Source organism: Desulfovibrio sp. X2, from assembly GCF_000422205.1.
GTDB lineage: Bacteria > Desulfobacterota > Desulfovibrionia > Desulfovibrionales > Desulfovibrionaceae > Alkalidesulfovibrio.
This window is the reverse complement of record NZ_ATHV01000044.1, coordinates 86,986-102,182: the sequence shown is the minus strand read 5'-3', so window position 1 is coordinate 102,182 and position 15,197 is coordinate 86,986. Positions and strand designations below refer to the sequence as shown.

General features: G+C 70.8%; 8 protein-coding genes. 4 read left to right on the top strand and 4 right to left on the bottom strand.

Annotated elements, in window-relative coordinates:
- Positions 1-49 precede the first annotated feature (49 nt).
- Positions 50-1,474, top strand: a complete 1,425-nt coding sequence (locus tag DSX2_RS12710; RefSeq protein WP_020881227.1) for an SLC13 family permease — start codon at positions 50-52, stop codon at positions 1,472-1,474.
- On the opposite strand, the gene DSX2_RS12705 is transcribed toward DSX2_RS12710, so the two are convergent.
- From DSX2_RS12705 to DSX2_RS12695, 3 genes are all read right to left on the bottom strand, one after another.
- Positions 1,471-4,044 carry a molybdopterin-dependent oxidoreductase gene (locus DSX2_RS12705; RefSeq protein WP_020881226.1) on the bottom strand — a complete coding sequence of 858 codons (2,574 nt, stop codon included), beginning with the start codon at positions 4,042-4,044 and terminating at the stop codon, positions 1,471-1,473. The genes DSX2_RS12710 and DSX2_RS12705 overlap by 4 nt on opposite strands.
- Positions 4,045-4,240: 196 nt before the next feature.
- Positions 4,241-4,825, bottom strand: coding sequence for a dienelactone hydrolase (locus DSX2_RS12700; protein WP_020881225.1), 585 nt, complete (start codon positions 4,823-4,825; stop codon positions 4,241-4,243).
- On the bottom strand, positions 4,822-5,136 hold the full coding sequence (locus DSX2_RS12695) for a GIY-YIG nuclease family protein (protein WP_020881224.1): 315 nt from the start codon (positions 5,134-5,136) through the stop codon (positions 4,822-4,824). Before DSX2_RS12695 ends, DSX2_RS12700 begins: the two co-directional genes overlap by 4 nt.
- Before the next feature lie 174 nt (positions 5,137-5,310).
- On the opposite strand from DSX2_RS12695, the gene DSX2_RS12690 reads away from it, so the two are divergent.
- Positions 5,311-5,694 (top strand): response regulator, encoded by a 384-nt coding sequence (locus DSX2_RS12690; protein ID WP_020881223.1) that lies wholly within the window; start codon positions 5,311-5,313, stop codon positions 5,692-5,694.
- Positions 5,695-6,096: 402 nt separating this feature from the next.
- A complete protein-coding gene (locus tag DSX2_RS12685; protein WP_020881222.1) occupies positions 6,097-8,037 on the top strand; it encodes a PAS domain-containing sensor histidine kinase in 1,941 nt (646 codons plus the stop codon).
- A 48-nt stretch (positions 8,038-8,085) separates the two neighbouring features.
- On the opposite strand, the gene DSX2_RS12680 is transcribed toward DSX2_RS12685, so the two are convergent.
- Positions 8,086-12,738 carry a two-component regulator propeller domain-containing protein gene (locus DSX2_RS12680; RefSeq protein WP_020881221.1) on the bottom strand — a complete coding sequence of 1,551 codons (4,653 nt, stop codon included), beginning with the start codon at positions 12,736-12,738 and terminating at the stop codon, positions 8,086-8,088.
- 703 nt (positions 12,739-13,441) lie between these two features.
- On the opposite strand from DSX2_RS12680, the gene DSX2_RS12675 reads away from it, so the two are divergent.
- A complete protein-coding gene (locus tag DSX2_RS12675) occupies positions 13,442-15,106 on the top strand; it encodes a SulP family inorganic anion transporter (RefSeq protein WP_236615118.1) in 1,665 nt (554 codons plus the stop codon).
- Positions 15,107-15,197: the final 91 nt, after the last annotated feature.

Below are 15,197 nucleotides of genomic sequence, written 5' to 3'. Positions count from 1 at the left end.
GTGCCGTACGCAACTTTCGCGCGCAACCGCTGAAAAAAGGTGCCTTTGCATGGCCGACCAGGCTTCCGCCCCCCTGCTCCCGCCGCGCCGCCCGGGCCTCCGCCATCTGCTCGCCTGGCTCGTGGTGCTCGTCGCCGCGGCCGTGCTCGCCGCGCCCTCGCTGCTGGCCCCCTCCCTGCTCGCGCAGCACGGGCTCACGCCCGCCCTGGTGCGCGGCAGCTCGGCCATCGTCCTGGCCGTGGGCTTCTGGGCCCTGGGCACGCTGCCGGAGTTCGTCACCGCGCTGCTCTTCTTCCTCGTGTGCATGGTCTTCCGGCTGGCCCCGGCGGACGTGGTCTTCTCGGGCTTCCAGTCCAGCGCGGTCTGGCTGGCCTTCGGCGGGCTCATCCTCGGCGCGGCCATCCGCCGCTCAGGCCTTGCGGGCCGCATGGTGCGGCTGTGCCTCTCGCGCTTCTCGGGCGGCTACGCCGCGCTCATGGCCCTGCTCGTGGCCGTGGGCATGGGCCTGGCCTACTTCATCCCCTCGTCCATGGCCCGCGCCGTGCTGGTCACGCCCATCGCCGCAGGGCTGGCCGAGAACCTCGGCTTCGGGCCGGACTCGCGCGGCCGCATGGGGGTCATCGCGGCCGCGGCCCTCGGCTCGACCCTGCCCGCCTTCGCCATCCTCACCAGCAACGTGCCCAACATGGTCATGGCGGGCGCCAGCGAGAGCATCTACGGCCTGCCCATCCACTACGGCGACTACTGGCTGCTCAACTATCCGGTGCTCGGGCTGGGCAGCGCGGCCTTGTGCATCCTGCTGCTGCCGTTCTTCTTCAGCGAGGCCCCGGGCCACGAGCGCAAGGCGGCCGAGCCCAGGCCCTGGTCGCGCGAGGAAGGCGTCCTCTCCGTGGTGCTGCTGGCGACCCTGGTGCTGTGGGCCACGGACTCGCTGCACGGCATCGCCCCGGCCTGGGTGGCGCTGGGCGCGGCCGTGCTCTGCTTCCTGCCCACCATGGGCAGCCCGGGCGACCTGCTCGAGCGCGTCAATTTCGCGCCCTGGCTGTTCATCGCGGGCGTCACGGGCATGGGCGCCGTGGCCGCCAGGATCGGCCTGGCCGATGAGGCGGGCAGGCTCATCGCGGGCTTCGTGCCGCACGGCGGCTTCCCGGCCTACGCCGCGCTGCTGGCCATCGGCGCGGCCGTCTCGTTGTGCACCTGCCACCCGGCCGCCCCGGCCGTGCTCACGCCCCTGGCCGCCACCCTGGCCCAGGCCAGCGGCTGGCCGCTTCAGAGCGTGCTCATGGCCCAGGTGCCCGCCTGGGTGGTCTTCCCCTTCCTCTACCAGGCGCCGCCGCTCATCGTGGCCCTGTCCCTGGGCCGGGTGCCGCTGTCCAAGGTCATGCCCATGTTCCTGACCTACTTCGTCCTGGCCGCGGTGCTGCTCCTGCCCCTGCACTACCTCTGGGGCCGCCTGCTCGGCGTGTTTCCCTAGCCCTGCTTCGCGCCCGCGCCCCAGGGCAGGCGGCGGATGCGCCTGCCCGTGGCCGCGAAGAGCGCGTTGGCCACGGCCGGGGCGATGGGCGGCACACCCGGCTCGCCCACGCCGGTGGGCGGCTCGCTCGACTCCACCACGTGCACCTCGATGCGCTTGGGCCTGCGCGCGAAGCGCAGGACCTTGTAGTCGTGGAAGTTCGATTCCTTGACGCGCCCCTCTTCCAGGGTCACGCCCTCCTCCCAGGCGGCTGACAGGCCGAAGGTGATGCCGCCCTCCATCTGGGCGCGCACGACGGCCGGGTTCACGACCCGGCCGCAGTCCACGGCGCAGACCACGCGCTCCACGCTGAAGCCGCCGTCCTCCGCCGGGGCGATCTCGGCCACGTGGGCCACGAAGGAGCCGAAGGACTCGTGCACCGCGAGCCCGCGCGCGTGCCCCTCGGGCAGGGGCGAGCCCCAGCCCGCCTTGTCCGCGGCCAGCTCCAGCACGCCCAGGTGGCGCGGATGCCCGGCGAGCAGGTCGCGGCGGAACTCCAGGGGATCGCGCCCGGCCGCGCGGGCCAGCTCGTCCATGACCACCTCCACCGCGAAGGCCGAGTGCGAATGGCCCACGGAGCGCCACCACAGCGTGGTCACGCCCGTCTCCATGGTGTGCTGCGCCACGGTGAGGCCGGGCACGGCGTAGGGCAGGTCCGCCGCGCCCTCCACCGTGGTCATGTCGATGCCGTCCTTGACCGCCATGGCCTCGAAGGGCGTGTACAGCGTCAGGGACTGCCCCGCGATGTGCTGCTCCCAGGCCGTGAGGCGGCCCTCGGCGTCGAGCCCGGCCCGGATGGAGTGCACGTAGAGCGGCCGGTAGCGGCCGCCCCGGATGTCGTCCTCGCGGCTCCAGACCAGGTGCACGGGCGCGGGCTCCTTCAGGGCGCGCAGCACCTGCGCGGCCTCGCTGACGTAGTCCGAGGGCGGGTTGGCCCGCCTGCCGAAGCTGCCGCCCGCGAAGACCGTGCGGATGTCCACCTGCCGCCGGTCGAGCCCGGCGGCGTTGGCCGCGTTCTGCTGGTCCACGGTCTGGAACTGGTCGCCCGCGAAGATCTCCAGGCGTCCCTCGTCCGTCATGCGCGCCACGCAGTTCAGCGGCTCGAGCGGGGCGTGGGCCAGGTAGGGGAACTCGAAGACCGCCTCCACGGTCTTGGCCGCCTGCGCGAGCGCCTTGGCCGCGTCGCCGTCGCGCCGCGCCAAGAGCCCCTCGCCGGAGACCGCCTCGCGGTACTCGGCGAACAGCTCCTCCGAGCCGCGCGACTCGGCCCCTGCATCGTCCCACTCGATGGAAAGCGCCTCGCGGCCGCGCAGCGCAGCCCAGGTGTTCTCGGCCACCACGGCCACCCCCTGGGGGATCTCCACCACCTCGCGCACGCCGGGCGTATCGAGGGCCTCGGCGGGGTCGAAGGACTTCACCCGGCCGCCGAAGCGCGGCGGCCGGGCCACCACGGCCGTGAGCATGCCGGGCAGGCGCACGTCCATGGCGAACCGCGCCCGGCCCGCCACCTTGGCGGGAATGTCCAGTCGCTCGTCCTGGCGGCCGATGAGGCCGAAGTCGGCCGGGTTCTTGAGGGGGATGTCGCGCCCGTTTCGGGCTCCCTTTTCCTCCCTCAGGGCCTCGGCCTTGGCCGCGAGCCCGCCGAAGCCCGCCTCCCGGCCGCTCGGGCCGTGGCGCACCACGCCCTTCGCCACGTCGATCTCCGCCGCGGGCACGTCCCACTCCTCGGCCGCGGCGGCCACGAGCAGCGCCCGCGCCTCGGCCCCGGCCGTGCGGTACTGCTCGAAGGAGTTGGCGATGGCCGTGCTCCCGCCCGTGCCCTGCATGGGGCCGAAGAAGAGGTTGTTGTAGAGCCGCTCGTCCGCGGGCGCGCCCTCGGCGCGCATCTGCTCCCAGGCCGCGTCCATCTCCTCGGCCACCAGGGTGGCGAGCCCGGTGTAGGCGCCCTGGCCGGCCTCCAAATGCTTTACGAGCACCGTGACCGTGCCGTCGGCCGCGACGCGTACGAAGGGGTTGGGGGAAAAGACGGGCGCGGGCGCCTCCCCGTCGCCGGGAAGCGAGACCTCCGGGGTCGCGCCCTTCCCGGCCATCTCTTTGGCCGCGCGGCGCACGGCCGCGGCTATGCGCGTGTAGGTACCGCAGCGGCAGAGGTTCTTCTGCATGGCCTTGGCCACGGCCGCGTCGTCCGGCTCCGGGTTCTCCGCCAGCAGGGCCACGGCCTGCAGGATCTGGCCCGGCTGGCAGTAGCCGCACTGCGGCACCTGCTCCGCCACCCAGGCCCGCTTCACCGGATGGTCCTCGGCGATGCCCTCGATGGTCGTGACGGCCGCGCCCTCGGCGTCCTTGGCCTTGAGCGTGCACGAGGGCCTCGCCTTGCCGTCGAGGAGCACCGTGCAGCCCCAGCACTGCCCCTTGCCGCAGCCGAACTTCGGCCCGGTGATGTCGAGAACGTCGCGCAGGACCCAGAGCATGGGCATCTGGGGATCCACTTCCACCGTGTATTCCCGGCCGTTGACCGTGAACTTCGCCATGGCGTCTTCCTCCGGCAGGACCGGCGTGAGGCCCGGTCCTTTTTTTGGGAGAAAGCGTACCACGGCGGCGCGGCTAAAGTCACTTCCAAGGCGCGGCAAGACGGAAAAACATGGCTTTGCGGCTGGGAGACGGGCTTTTCCGCCATTGCGCAAAGACGCGCCGCTTCGGTACGGCGCAAAGGAGGAGCGGCCCGGCTCAGGCCAGCTCGCGGGTCAGGAAGACGAGGTGCTCGGCGTATCCCGTCTCGTCGAAGCCCGGGGAGGCGTGGTTCATGAAGCCGTGGGCGTAGGGGGTGGAGACGCAGGTCACGTTCGGCCGTCCGGCCAGCCGCTGCTGCATGGCCGCCACGTCCATGACCTCCTCGCGCGCCGGGAAGACCAGGGTGCAGGGACAGCGCGGCGCGAGGTCCGCGTCGTGGCGGATCTGCACGCTGTAGTAGCAGTAGGCCCGCAGGACGCCCTGCGCGGCCGGGCCGCAGGCCGCGCGCCAGACGGCACCGGCCCCGGCGCTGAAGCCGAGGAGCACCGGCCGCGCGGACGCGTCCTCTTCCCGCAGCCCGGCCAGGGCGGCGGCCACCACCTCCGCGTAGCGGTCCGGTCCGCACTCGGCCTTATAGGCGGCGTAGGCCTCGTCGCGACCCGCGAAGCGGCGCCGCCGCCCCTCGTAGGGGTCCGTGACGCGCCCGGCGCCCGGAGCGGGCGCGAGGACGCGGGCCAGGATGTCCATGTACTCGTTCTGGCCGAATATGTCCGTGGCCAGGATCAGGTGGGTGGCGTTCACGGGCTTTCCTCCAGGTCGGGAGAACGGGGCGATCGCCTGTACGCGGCCAGGACGGCGCGCTTGTCTTCCTTGCGCAAGAGCTTGATGCGCCTCTCCAGGCGGCAGGCCTCGGCCCGGTCGCCCACCCGCGCCGCGGCCGCGAGGCTCACCGGCCTGCGGGAGCGGGTGTAGCGCGCGCCGCCGGGCAGCTCGCCGTTGTGCTCGGCCAGGCGGCGCGAAAGGTCGGTGGTCACGCCGCAGTAGAGCGTTCCGTCCGCGCATCGCACCAGGTAGACGAACCACCCCTTTGCCTGCGTAAAACCGCTGTCCATGCGCAGTCATACGCGCCGCAAAGGCGGGCGCGCAAGGCCGGACGCACGACGATGCAAAAAGAATCGCGCCCTTTGTCGACAAGGACGTGGCTTTGGAGGTAGAAGGGGCATGGTGCGTCGACCGCTGCGGCGCATGGGCCCGCGCGTCGAACCCCAAGTCCAGGAGGCCTGAGAGTGAAGGTTGCAGCTTCCCCCGTCGTTCTCATCGTGGAGGACGAGAGCGTCACGGCCATGTTCGTGAAGCTCATGCTGCAGCGCCTGGGCGCGCACGCCGTGGCCACGGCCGCGAGCGGCGAGGAGGCCCTGGAGATGGCCGAGAGCCTGAAGCCGACGCTGGCCGTCCTGGACATCTGCCTGGGCGAAGGCATCGACGGCATAGAGACCGCGCGCCGCCTCAAGGAGTCCCACGCCGTCGAGGTGGTCTTCCTGAGCGCCTATTCCGACGCCGAGATCCGCTCCCGGGCCATGGCCGTCGGCCCCCTGGCCTATCTCCTGAAGCCCCTGGACGTGGACCGCCTGCAGGACGTGCTGCAGACCCTGCGCGCCCGCAGCGCGTAAGATTCCAAGTCCCCGGGTTCCCCTTCCCGCGCCCTTCCGCGAGCAGCCCCTCCGGCTCGCATCCCCGCCTTCCTTTCCGTCCCGGTCCGTCTCGTGCCGCGCTCGCGCCTGCCGCAAGCGCGGGGGAGCACGCAGGCGACGGCCTGTCCAGCGAACACCCCGTCCGAGCGATCCGCCGGGGTCTGACTGTGCGTTCAGAAAAAAATGTCGCCATGGTGATAATAACGCACCGGAGCGCGTTTCCGCCGCCTTTTCCCTGGACGGCCAGGAACCCGGCATGCTAAAAGGAGGCCGAGGGGTATTTGCCTGTAACGGCACGTCATATATACGCTAGTTTTCGTCAGGAATACTTTTCGGAAGCCCTCTCGCGCGACGAGCGAGAGACTTCACAGCGAGTTGAACATGTCTTTAAAAGCAGGAGTGCAGGGAAAGCCCGGACCGGGCCCTGACGGCCGGAGCGCGGGCACCGCCCCGGACGAGGCGGGCATCCTCCCCTTCGCCGCCGACCCGGCCATGCTGGCCCGGCTGTTCGGCAGCGGCCCGGCACTCCTTTTCAAACGCCACGCCGCAGACGGCTGGCCCCTTGCGAGCGTCAGCGGCGATCTCGGCCTTTCCTCCCCGGGAAGCGACCTCCTGCGCCCGGGCAGACGCTACGCGGACCTGCTGCACCCGGACGACGCGGCGCGGGTGCGCGCCGCCGTCGCGCGGGCCGAATCCGACGGCGCGGGCGAACTCAGCCAGAAATACCGCATCCTCGTCCCCCAGGGGCCCGTCGAGGCCTGCGCGCAAGGCTCCGGCACCGCCACGGCCAGGCAGCGCGCCGTCTGGCTGCACGAACGCATGGTCATCGAGCGCGACGCGGCGGGCCTTCCCACGGCCCATGTCGGCTACCTCCTGGACGTCAGCACGCAGCACACGGCCGAAGCCGAGGCCGCCGCCCTCGAACAGGTGCGCGGCGTCCTGCAGAAGCACCTGAACGGCGTGGCCGTGGAGTATCTGGGGCCGGACCTGCGCGTGCGCTGGGCCAGCAACACGCTCTTCCGCAATTCCGGACACGGGCTGGAAGCCGTCCTGGGCCGGACCTGCCACGAGGTCCTGAAGGGCCGCGGCACCCCCTGCCCCGGGTGCACCGCCATACGCGCCCTGCGCAGCGGCGAGCACGCCGAGGGTGAAAGCGTCACGCCGGACGGCCGCTCCTGGTGGCTGTCCAGCACCCCGGTGCGCGACCCCTCGGGTGTCATCGACGGCGTGGTGCACGTGGCCACGGACATCACCGGCCGCCTGCGCATGGAGCGCAACCTGCGCAAGAGCGAGGAGCGCTTCCGCTTCCTGGTGGAGAACATGCCCGTGCTCATCCACGCCCACGACCGCGAGGGCCGCTACATCTTCTGGAACAGGGAGGCCGAGCGGGTCACGGGCTGGGACGCGGACAGGATCATCGGCAACCCGGACGCGGCCCGCCTGCTCTACCCGGACGACGCCTACCGCGTCGAGGCCATGGAGCATATCCACGAGCAGAGGGAATACCGCCACCACGAGCTGGAGACGGTCTGCGCCGACGGCTCGCGCCGCATCATCGCCTGGACCAACGTCTCCCGCACCCTGCCCGTCCCCGGCTGGGCCTCGTGGGAGATCGGCGTGGACGTGACCGAGCACCACCGCCTGGAGGAATACCGCGCGGACGTGGAGCGGATCATGCGCCACGACCTGAAGAAGCCGCTGGTCCAGGCCGTGGAGATGGCCCGCCTGCTGCGCGAGACGGGCGACGAGGACGAGCTGCAGTCCTCGCTGCTCTCCGAGCTCGAGGGCAGCGCCCAGCGCAGCCTGCGCATGCTCGATGCCTACGTCAGGCTGCAGGCGGTGGAGGACGGCGGGCTGGACGGCGGAAACACGGCCAGCGTGTGCCTGGACGACCTGGCCGAGGCCGTGCTGGCCCAGACGGCCTTCACGGCCTCCAAGACGAACGGCTGCGTCTGCTGGACCTGGGAGGTCGACGAACTGCGCCGGCAGAGGATCACGGGCGACTTCTCCCTGCTCACGGCCATGCTCGCCAACCTCGTGGGCAACGCCCTGGAGGCCAGCCCGAGCGGCGCGCCCGTGCAGGTCGCGTGCTCGGCCGCGAACGGCCAGGCCATGCTCCGTATCTGGAACGACGCCCCCATCCCCGAGGCGGTGCGCGACCGCTTCTTCGAGAAGTTCGCCACCTACGGCAAGTCGGACGGCCTGGGGCTCGGCACCTTCGCGGCGCGCTTCATCGCCCGCGCCCACGGCGGCGATATCACGGCCGAGACCGCGGAAGACGCGGGCACGACCCTGACCGTGACCCTGCCGCTGGCCGACTGAAACCGGCCGATCCCGAAAGATCCCGAAAATGCCCCCGCCCGGCCGCGCCTAGGCCTTTGCCGAGGCTTCCCGTTCGATGGAAAGCGCCTGCGCCAGGATCTCCTGCGCGAGATCCGCAAGCCTCGCCGCCGTCTCGGCGCAGGCGGCCAGATCGCGCGCGAAGGCCTCGCCCTCGAGCTTAACCGCGAGCCCGATGGCCTGCTGCGCCCCGAAGATGCGGAAGGTGGTCTTCAGCTTGTGGGCCTCGAGCTGCACCGTGGCCGGGTCGGCCTCGGCCACGGCCTTCTCGATGGCCGCGATCTGTCCGGGGAGGTTGCCGCGCAGGGTGGCGCACATCTGGGCCACGGCGGCCGGGTCTCCGTCCACGAAGCTGTCCAGGACCGCACGGTCGATGAGCCCCGCCGAGTCCCCGTCCGCGGCTTCTCCCGCTTCACGCGTCCCGCCCTCGCCACCGGCATCGCCCGGGCTGCCCTCACCGCGGACGTCCGGCTCCCCGGCCTGATCGGTCGATTGCTCCCGGGCCGTTCCGCCCCGTCCTTCCGCGGCAAGCCTGGAGAGGATGGCCAGGAGCATGTCCGGGTCGGGCGGCTTGACCAGAAAGACGTCGATGCCCGCGGCCTCGAAGCGCTCGCGGTAGTCGGCCATGGCGTGCGCCGTGAGCCCGACGATGGGCGTGGCGGCCTTTTTCGCGTCCGGCAGGGCGCGGATGCGCTCGGCCGTCTGCATGCCGTCCATGCCCGGCATTTGCCCGTCCAGCACGATGACGTCGAAGTCGCGCTCCTCCAGGCGGGCCAGCGCCTGCTCCCCGCTCTCCGCCAGGCCCACGGAGTGGCCGTGGCGCATGAGCAGCTGGCGCAGGAGGATGCGGTTGATCTCGTTGTCCTCGACCACCAGCACGCGCATGGGCCGACCCGGGCCGAGCTGCTCCGGGCGTTTCGCGGCGGGCAGCTCCTCCTCCCGGGCCAGGCGCAGGCGCACGCTGAAGGAGAAGGTGCTGCCGCTGCCCTCCGTGCTCGAGACCTCTATCTCGCCGCCCATGAGCTCCACCAGACGGCGCGCGATGGCCAGCCCCAGACCGGAGCCTCCGAAGCGGCGCGCCATGGTGCCGTCGGCCTGGGTAAAGCTGTTGAAGACTGCGGAAAGCTTCCCGGCCGGGATGCCGATGCCCGTGTCGCTGACCGTGAAGCGCAGCAGCACGGTACGCTCGCTGCGCCCGACCACGCCGCACGCCATGGTCACTCCGCCCCGCTCCGTGAACTTGACGGCGTTGGAGAGCAGGTTGTTCAGCACCTGGCGCAGGCGCACGGGGTCGCCGTGCACGGCGGAGGGCACGTCCTCGGAGAAGGTCGCGGCGAAGGAGAGGCCCTTCTCGCGGGCCAGGACCTCGGCCAGGGAGAGGGTCGAGCGCAGCTCGCGCCTGAGGTCGAGGACGATGTCCTCGAGCTCCAGGCGTCCGGCCTCGATCTTGGAGAGGTCGAGGATGTCGTTGATGATCTCGAGAAGCATGGCCCCGGAGTCCTGGATCAGGCGCAGGGCCTGGCCGGTGCGCCCCTGCGGGGCCTCGTCCAGGAGAAGCCGCGTGATGCCGATGATGCCCGTGAGCGGCGTGCGGATCTCGTGGCTCATGTTGGCCAGGAAGGCGCTCTTGGCCCGGTTGGCCTCCTCGGCGTTGCAGCGGGCCTGCACGAGCTCCGCCTCCAGCCGCTTGCGCTCCGTGATGTCGTTGACGATGGCCAGGACGCAGCGCCTGCCGAAGGCCTCGATGCGCACGGCCGAGAAGAGCCAGGTCCGGGGCGTGCCGTCGTGTCTGATCCAGGAGATCTCCCGGTTCAGGACCACGCCGTTGTGCCTGATGGCCGCAAGGAAGTCCGTGCGCCCGCCGAGCCCGGGCCAGATGCCCGCGGCCACCGTGGTGCGCCCCACGAGCTCCTCGACCGGGACGCCCACGAGCTCGGCCATGGCCTTGTTGACCTGCAGGATGAGGCCGGTCTCCTCCTCGCAGATGGCGGCGCCGAGCGGGGTGTGCTCGAAGATCTTGGTGAAGCTGTCACGGCTCTGCCTGAGCCTCTCCTCGGCGGCCCGGCGCTCCTCGATCTCCACGCGCAGCGAGGCGGTCTGCGCGTTCACCGTCTCCTCCAGGTCGCGGCGCCGCGCCAGCAGGCTGCGCACGCGGGCCTTGTGCGCGCCGTAGATGATCATGCCGAGCAGCCCGAGGGAGAGGAGGGCGAACCACCAGGTGCGCCAGAAGGGCGGGGCCACGACCACGCGCAGCTCGCGCACGTCGGGGTTCCACAGGCCGTTGTTGTTGGCCGCCCGAACCTTGAAGACGTAGGTCCCCGGGTCGAGGTTGGTGTAGGTGGCGGACTGGCCGCTTTGCACCGTGGTCCAGTCCTTGTCGAAGCCCTGGAGCATGTAGGCGCACATGTTGCGCCTGGGGTCGGCGTAGTCCAGGGCCGCGAAGCGCAGGGTGAAGACGCGCTCGCGCCAGCTCAGTTCGACGGTGCCCGCGGCGCTTATGTCCGTGGGCAGGGGGTGGGGCCGGTTGAAGACCGTGAAGTCCGTGAGCGCGGGCGTGGCCCGGTGGCGGTTGGGCCGGATGTTCTCGGGGAAGAAGTAGGTCAGCCCCTTCTGGCCGCCGAAGAACATCTCCCTGGTCCAGCCGCGATGGTACGAGTTCATCCAGAACTCCGGCCCCTGCAGGCCGTCGCGCGCGGAGAAGTTGCGGATCGAGAAGTCGCCCGTGTCCATGCGTGAGAGACCGCGGTAGGTGGACATCCAGAGCCCGCCCTCGTCGTCCAGGAGCATGCCCTGGATGGCGTCGCTCGGCAGGTCCGCATTGCCCGACTGGAAGCGCATGAAACGCCCGCTCGCGCGGTCGAAGCGGTTGAGCCCGCTGTCCGTGCCCACCCAGAGGATGCCCGTGGCGTCCTCGACCACGGGCGTGACGCGGTCGTTGGACAGGCTCGCCGGATCGTCCGGGTCGTGCCGCCAGTGGGTGAAGACCCCGGTCTTCGGGTCCAGGCGGTTCAGCCCGCCGTTGGTCCCGATCCAGAGCATGCCGTCGCTCGTCTGCATGACGCTGCGCACCCGGTCGTGGCTGATGCTCGCGGGATCGGCCGGATCGTGCCGGTAGTGGGCGAAGGCACCCCTGCCTCCCCTCGCGTCGGGGTCGAAACGGTTGAGCCCTCCCCGGCTCGTGCCGACCCAGATGACGTGGTCGCGGTCCTCGAAGAGGCACCAGACCTTGTCCTGGCTCAGGCTCTGCGGATCGTCGTCGCTGTGCCGGTAGTGGCAAAACGTCCCGTCCGGCAGCAGCAGGTTCAGCCCGTTGTCCACCGTGCCCACCCAGAGGCGGTGCTTCGAGTCCTCGAGCAGGCAGCTTATGCGGTCGTCCGAGATGCTGCCCGGGTCGGCCGGGTCGTGGCGGAAGACCCGCACCCTGCCCCTGGCCCGGTCCACGCGGTCGAGCCCGTTGTAGCTCGTGCCCACCCAGAGCGCGCCCGAATGGTCCAGGAAGACGGCGCTGACGAGGTCGCCGGACAGGCCCCTGCCGGGATCCCAGGGCTCGCGGCGCAACAGCCCGAAGCTCTGGAAGTCCGGATTGTAGACGTTGAGCCCCCCGGCCGCGGTGCCGATCCAGACCACCCCGCCCGCGTCCTGCAGCAGGCACTGCACGTCGTCGTGCGACAGGCTCAGGGGGTCCGCGGAATTGTGGCGGAAGAGGACGAAGCCGCCGGCCCCGGGCTCGCGTATGGCCAGCCCCTCAGACGTTGCGGCCAGGAGGTTGCCCTTCTCCGTGCGCAAAAAGGCCTGCACCGACAGGCCGGGCAGGTCCTGAACCGCGCTTGCGGCACCCTCCCCGCGCTCGTCCATGGTCCACATGCCCGCCGTGTCCGTGCCCACGAGGACCCGGCCGGGCCCGTCCGCGGCCAGGGCCTGCACGGCCGCGTCACGCGGCAGGAAGGGCTCCCCGGCCCTCTTCAGGCGCATGGGAACGTCCCCGCCGCCGGTCCCGTCCCCGTCGGGCAGGGCATGAAACAGCCCCTTGTCCGTGCCGATCCAAAGCCCCCCCTCGCCGTCGTCCGCCAGGCTCAGCACGGTCCGCTCGCCGAGCCCCTCGCCCTCCGCCGTGCGCGCCGCGAGGCGGGAGAAGGCGTCGCGCTCCGGGAGGTAGACGGCCAGCCCCTTGCCCGTGCCCACCCAGAGCCTGCCCGCGCCGTCCCGGCACAGGGCGGTAACGTCGTTGCCCGGCAGGGACGCGGGGTCGTCCGAGGCGCGGTAGACCTTGAAGCGCTTGCGCCCGGAGTCGAGGCGGTCGAGCCCGCCCGAGCGCGTGCCGATCCACAGCGTGCCGTCGGGCGCGGCCAGCAGGGACTGGATGTTGTTGTCGGAAAGGCTCGCCGGGTCGCCCGGATCGTTGCGGTAGACCACGAAGGACAGGCCGCCGAAGCGGTTCAGGCCGTCGTAGGTGGCGATCCACAGGAACCCTTGCGGATCCTGGGCCATCTTGAGCGCCGAGGAGAGGGACATGCCGTCCTCCACGCCGTAGTGGCGGAAGCGGGGGGGCTGCAGGGCCTCCGCCCGCGCGGGCACGGCGGGGATCGCGACGGACAGGGCGGCCAGGAGCAGGCCGAGGAGCGCCGCGAACGCGCGCCGGTCCTCGTGCAAGACGGGCTTTGGCGCGCGGTTCGGGTGCTCCATGGAAAGAAAATCTCCGGCGATTGGTGGATGCTTTACGGGTTGATATCGGCCACGGAATAAAAAAAGTCAATTTGAGCCCTCCGAGATTGCCCGGGGAATGTGGAAATTCGATGACCAAGGCCTTTTTTTCCACAACGATACATCCGCAGGGAAGACGCCGGGCCGCCTGCGGGGCATAAATGTTCGGCCGCGGCCGGGGTTGACCTTTTCGAGTTCCCCGAAACTGAACGACAGGCAGGACGAAAAACAGAGGGAAAGGGTCGTTTTCCGAGGGCGAACTTTCCGGTTGCCATGAACCAAAGCCGGGTGTAGTGAGCGCACGTTTCTCTCGCGTTCGGGAGAAGCCGGACGGCCGGTGGGCCGCCCGCCACACCTGGGCAAGGTGGCAGCATGGACGGTATCCGTTCGGTCCCTCGTCCCGAGGCTCGCCCCGGAGACGATTGCGGCCGCGCTGACGCGCGACGCCGGACCCTGCACCCCTGCCCGCCGCCCATCCCCTCCCCGGGCCTCGCAGAATGAACGCCCCCCTTTCGCGCTTCGTGCGCATCCCGGCCCCGTGCACAGGGACCAGGTCCGATTCGTCGTGACGCCGCGCCCGCGCCAAGGCGCAACGACGGCCACGACCAGCTCCCGGCAACGACAACAGCACGGACGGTGCACCACGATGGACAACAAGGCTTCCGGCACGAAATCAGGCAGATTCATGCCGCGTTTCTTCTCCATGCTCGGGCGGGGATATTCCGCCGAATTCTTCATGCGCGACCTCATGGCCGGCGCCACGGTCGGCGTGGTCGCCCTGCCCCTGGCCATGGCCTTCGCCATCGCCTCCGGAACCACGCCGGACAAGGGGCTCGTGACCTCCATCGTGGCCGGGTTCCTGATCTCGTTTCTGGGCGGCAGCCGCTACCAGATCGGCGGCCCCACCGGCGCCTTCGTGGTCATCATCTACAGCGTGCTCTTCCGCCACGGCTACGACGGCCTGGTCCTGACCACGCTCATCGCGGGCGTGCTGCTCATGATCCTCGGCTTCTGCCGCATGGGCACGCTCATCAAGTTCATCCCCTATCCCGTGACCACGGGCTTCACCGCGGGCATCGCGGTGATCATCTTCTCCTCGCAGATGAAGGACTTCTTCGGGCTCAAGATGGGCGCGGTGCCGCCCGACTTCCTGCCCAAGTGGGGCGCCTTCCTCTCCAACGCGGGAACCTTCGACCCCGCCACGGTCGGCGTGGGGCTGGCCTCGCTCGCGGTCATCCTCCTCGTGCGCCGCTTCTCGCCGCGCATCCCGGCCCCGGTGGTCGCGGTCGTCCTCGGCTGCCTCGTGACCGGCCTGGCCGGGCTGCACGTGGAGACCATCGGCACCCGCTTCGGCGGCATCCCCTCGAGCCTGCCCGGGCTGCACATGCCGCACATCACGCTTGCGGCCGTGCGCGCCGTCTTCCCGGACGCCCTGACCATCGCCATGCTCGCGGGCATCGAGTCGCTGCTCTCCTGCGTGGTCGCGGACGGCATGACCGGCGACCGGCACAACTCCGACGTGGAGCTCGCGGCCCAGGGCGTGGCCAACATCTTCTCCGTGCTCTTCGGCGGCATCCCGGCCACCGGCGCCATCGCGCGCACGGCCACGAACATCAAGGCCGGCGGCCAGACGCCCGTGGCGGGCATGATCCACGCGGGCGTGCTGCTCTGCTTCATCCTCTTCCTGGCGCCCGTGGCCTCGTTCATCCCGCTGGCCAGCCTCGCGGCCGTGCTCATCGTGGTGGCCTGGGACATGAGCGAGTTCCACAAGTTCCTGCGCCTGTTCAAGGCCCCAAAGTCCGACGTCATGGTCATGTGCGCCACCTTCCTGATCACGGTGCTCATCGACCTCACCGTGGCCGTGTTCACGGGCATCGTCTTCGCGGCCATCCTCTTCATGCGCCGCATGAGCGAGGTCACGCAGATCACGGTCAGCAACGGATACGCGGCCGAGGACGACGCGGCCGAGGGCGGGGAGCTGCCCCACGACGAGTTCGTGCAGACCTACGAGATCGACGGCCCCTTCTTCTTCGGCGTGGCCGACCGCTTCCGCGCCACGATCAACGCCATGCAGCGCCAGCCCATGGTCTTCATCCTGCTCATGGACAAGGTGCCGACCATCGACTCCACGGGCCTCTCGGCGCTGGAGTCGTTCATCGGACAGTGCGCCAAGAGCCGCACCGAGGTCATCCTGGCCGGAGTCAAGGAGAAGACCCTGAAGCGGCTGCGCAAGATGGGCACGGACCGCGTCGTGGGCGCGGAACGCATCGTCGAGGACTACGCCGGGGCCAGGGCCCTGGCCCGCGCGCTGGTGGCCGAGCGCCGTGCCCTGGAGGGCGCCTCGGCCTGATCCCGGCCACGGCACCTCTTCCCCGCGCGGCCGAAAGGCCGCGCGGCACTCCCCGAAACCCGCGTCCGCGCGGGTTTCGCCGTTTCCGGCG

Excerpts from the sequence above, each read along its gene's own strand:
- DSX2_RS12710 (WP_020881227.1), top strand. The coding sequence starts at position 50 with ATGGCCGACCAGGCTTCCGCCCCCCTGCTCCCGCCGCGCCGCCCGGGC.
- DSX2_RS12695 (WP_020881224.1), bottom strand. The coding sequence starts at position 5,136 with ATGGACAGCGGTTTTACGCAGGCAAAGGGGTGGTTCGTCTACCTGGTG.
- DSX2_RS12705 (WP_020881226.1), bottom strand. The coding sequence starts at position 4,044 with ATGGCGAAGTTCACGGTCAACGGCCGGGAATACACGGTGGAAGTGGAT.
- DSX2_RS12680 (WP_020881221.1), bottom strand. The coding sequence starts at position 12,738 with ATGGAGCACCCGAACCGCGCGCCAAAGCCCGTCTTGCACGAGGACCGG.
- DSX2_RS12685 (WP_020881222.1), top strand. The coding sequence starts at position 6,097 with ATGTCTTTAAAAGCAGGAGTGCAGGGAAAGCCCGGACCGGGCCCTGAC.
- DSX2_RS12675 (WP_236615118.1), top strand. The coding sequence starts at position 13,442 with ATGCCGCGTTTCTTCTCCATGCTCGGGCGGGGATATTCCGCCGAATTC.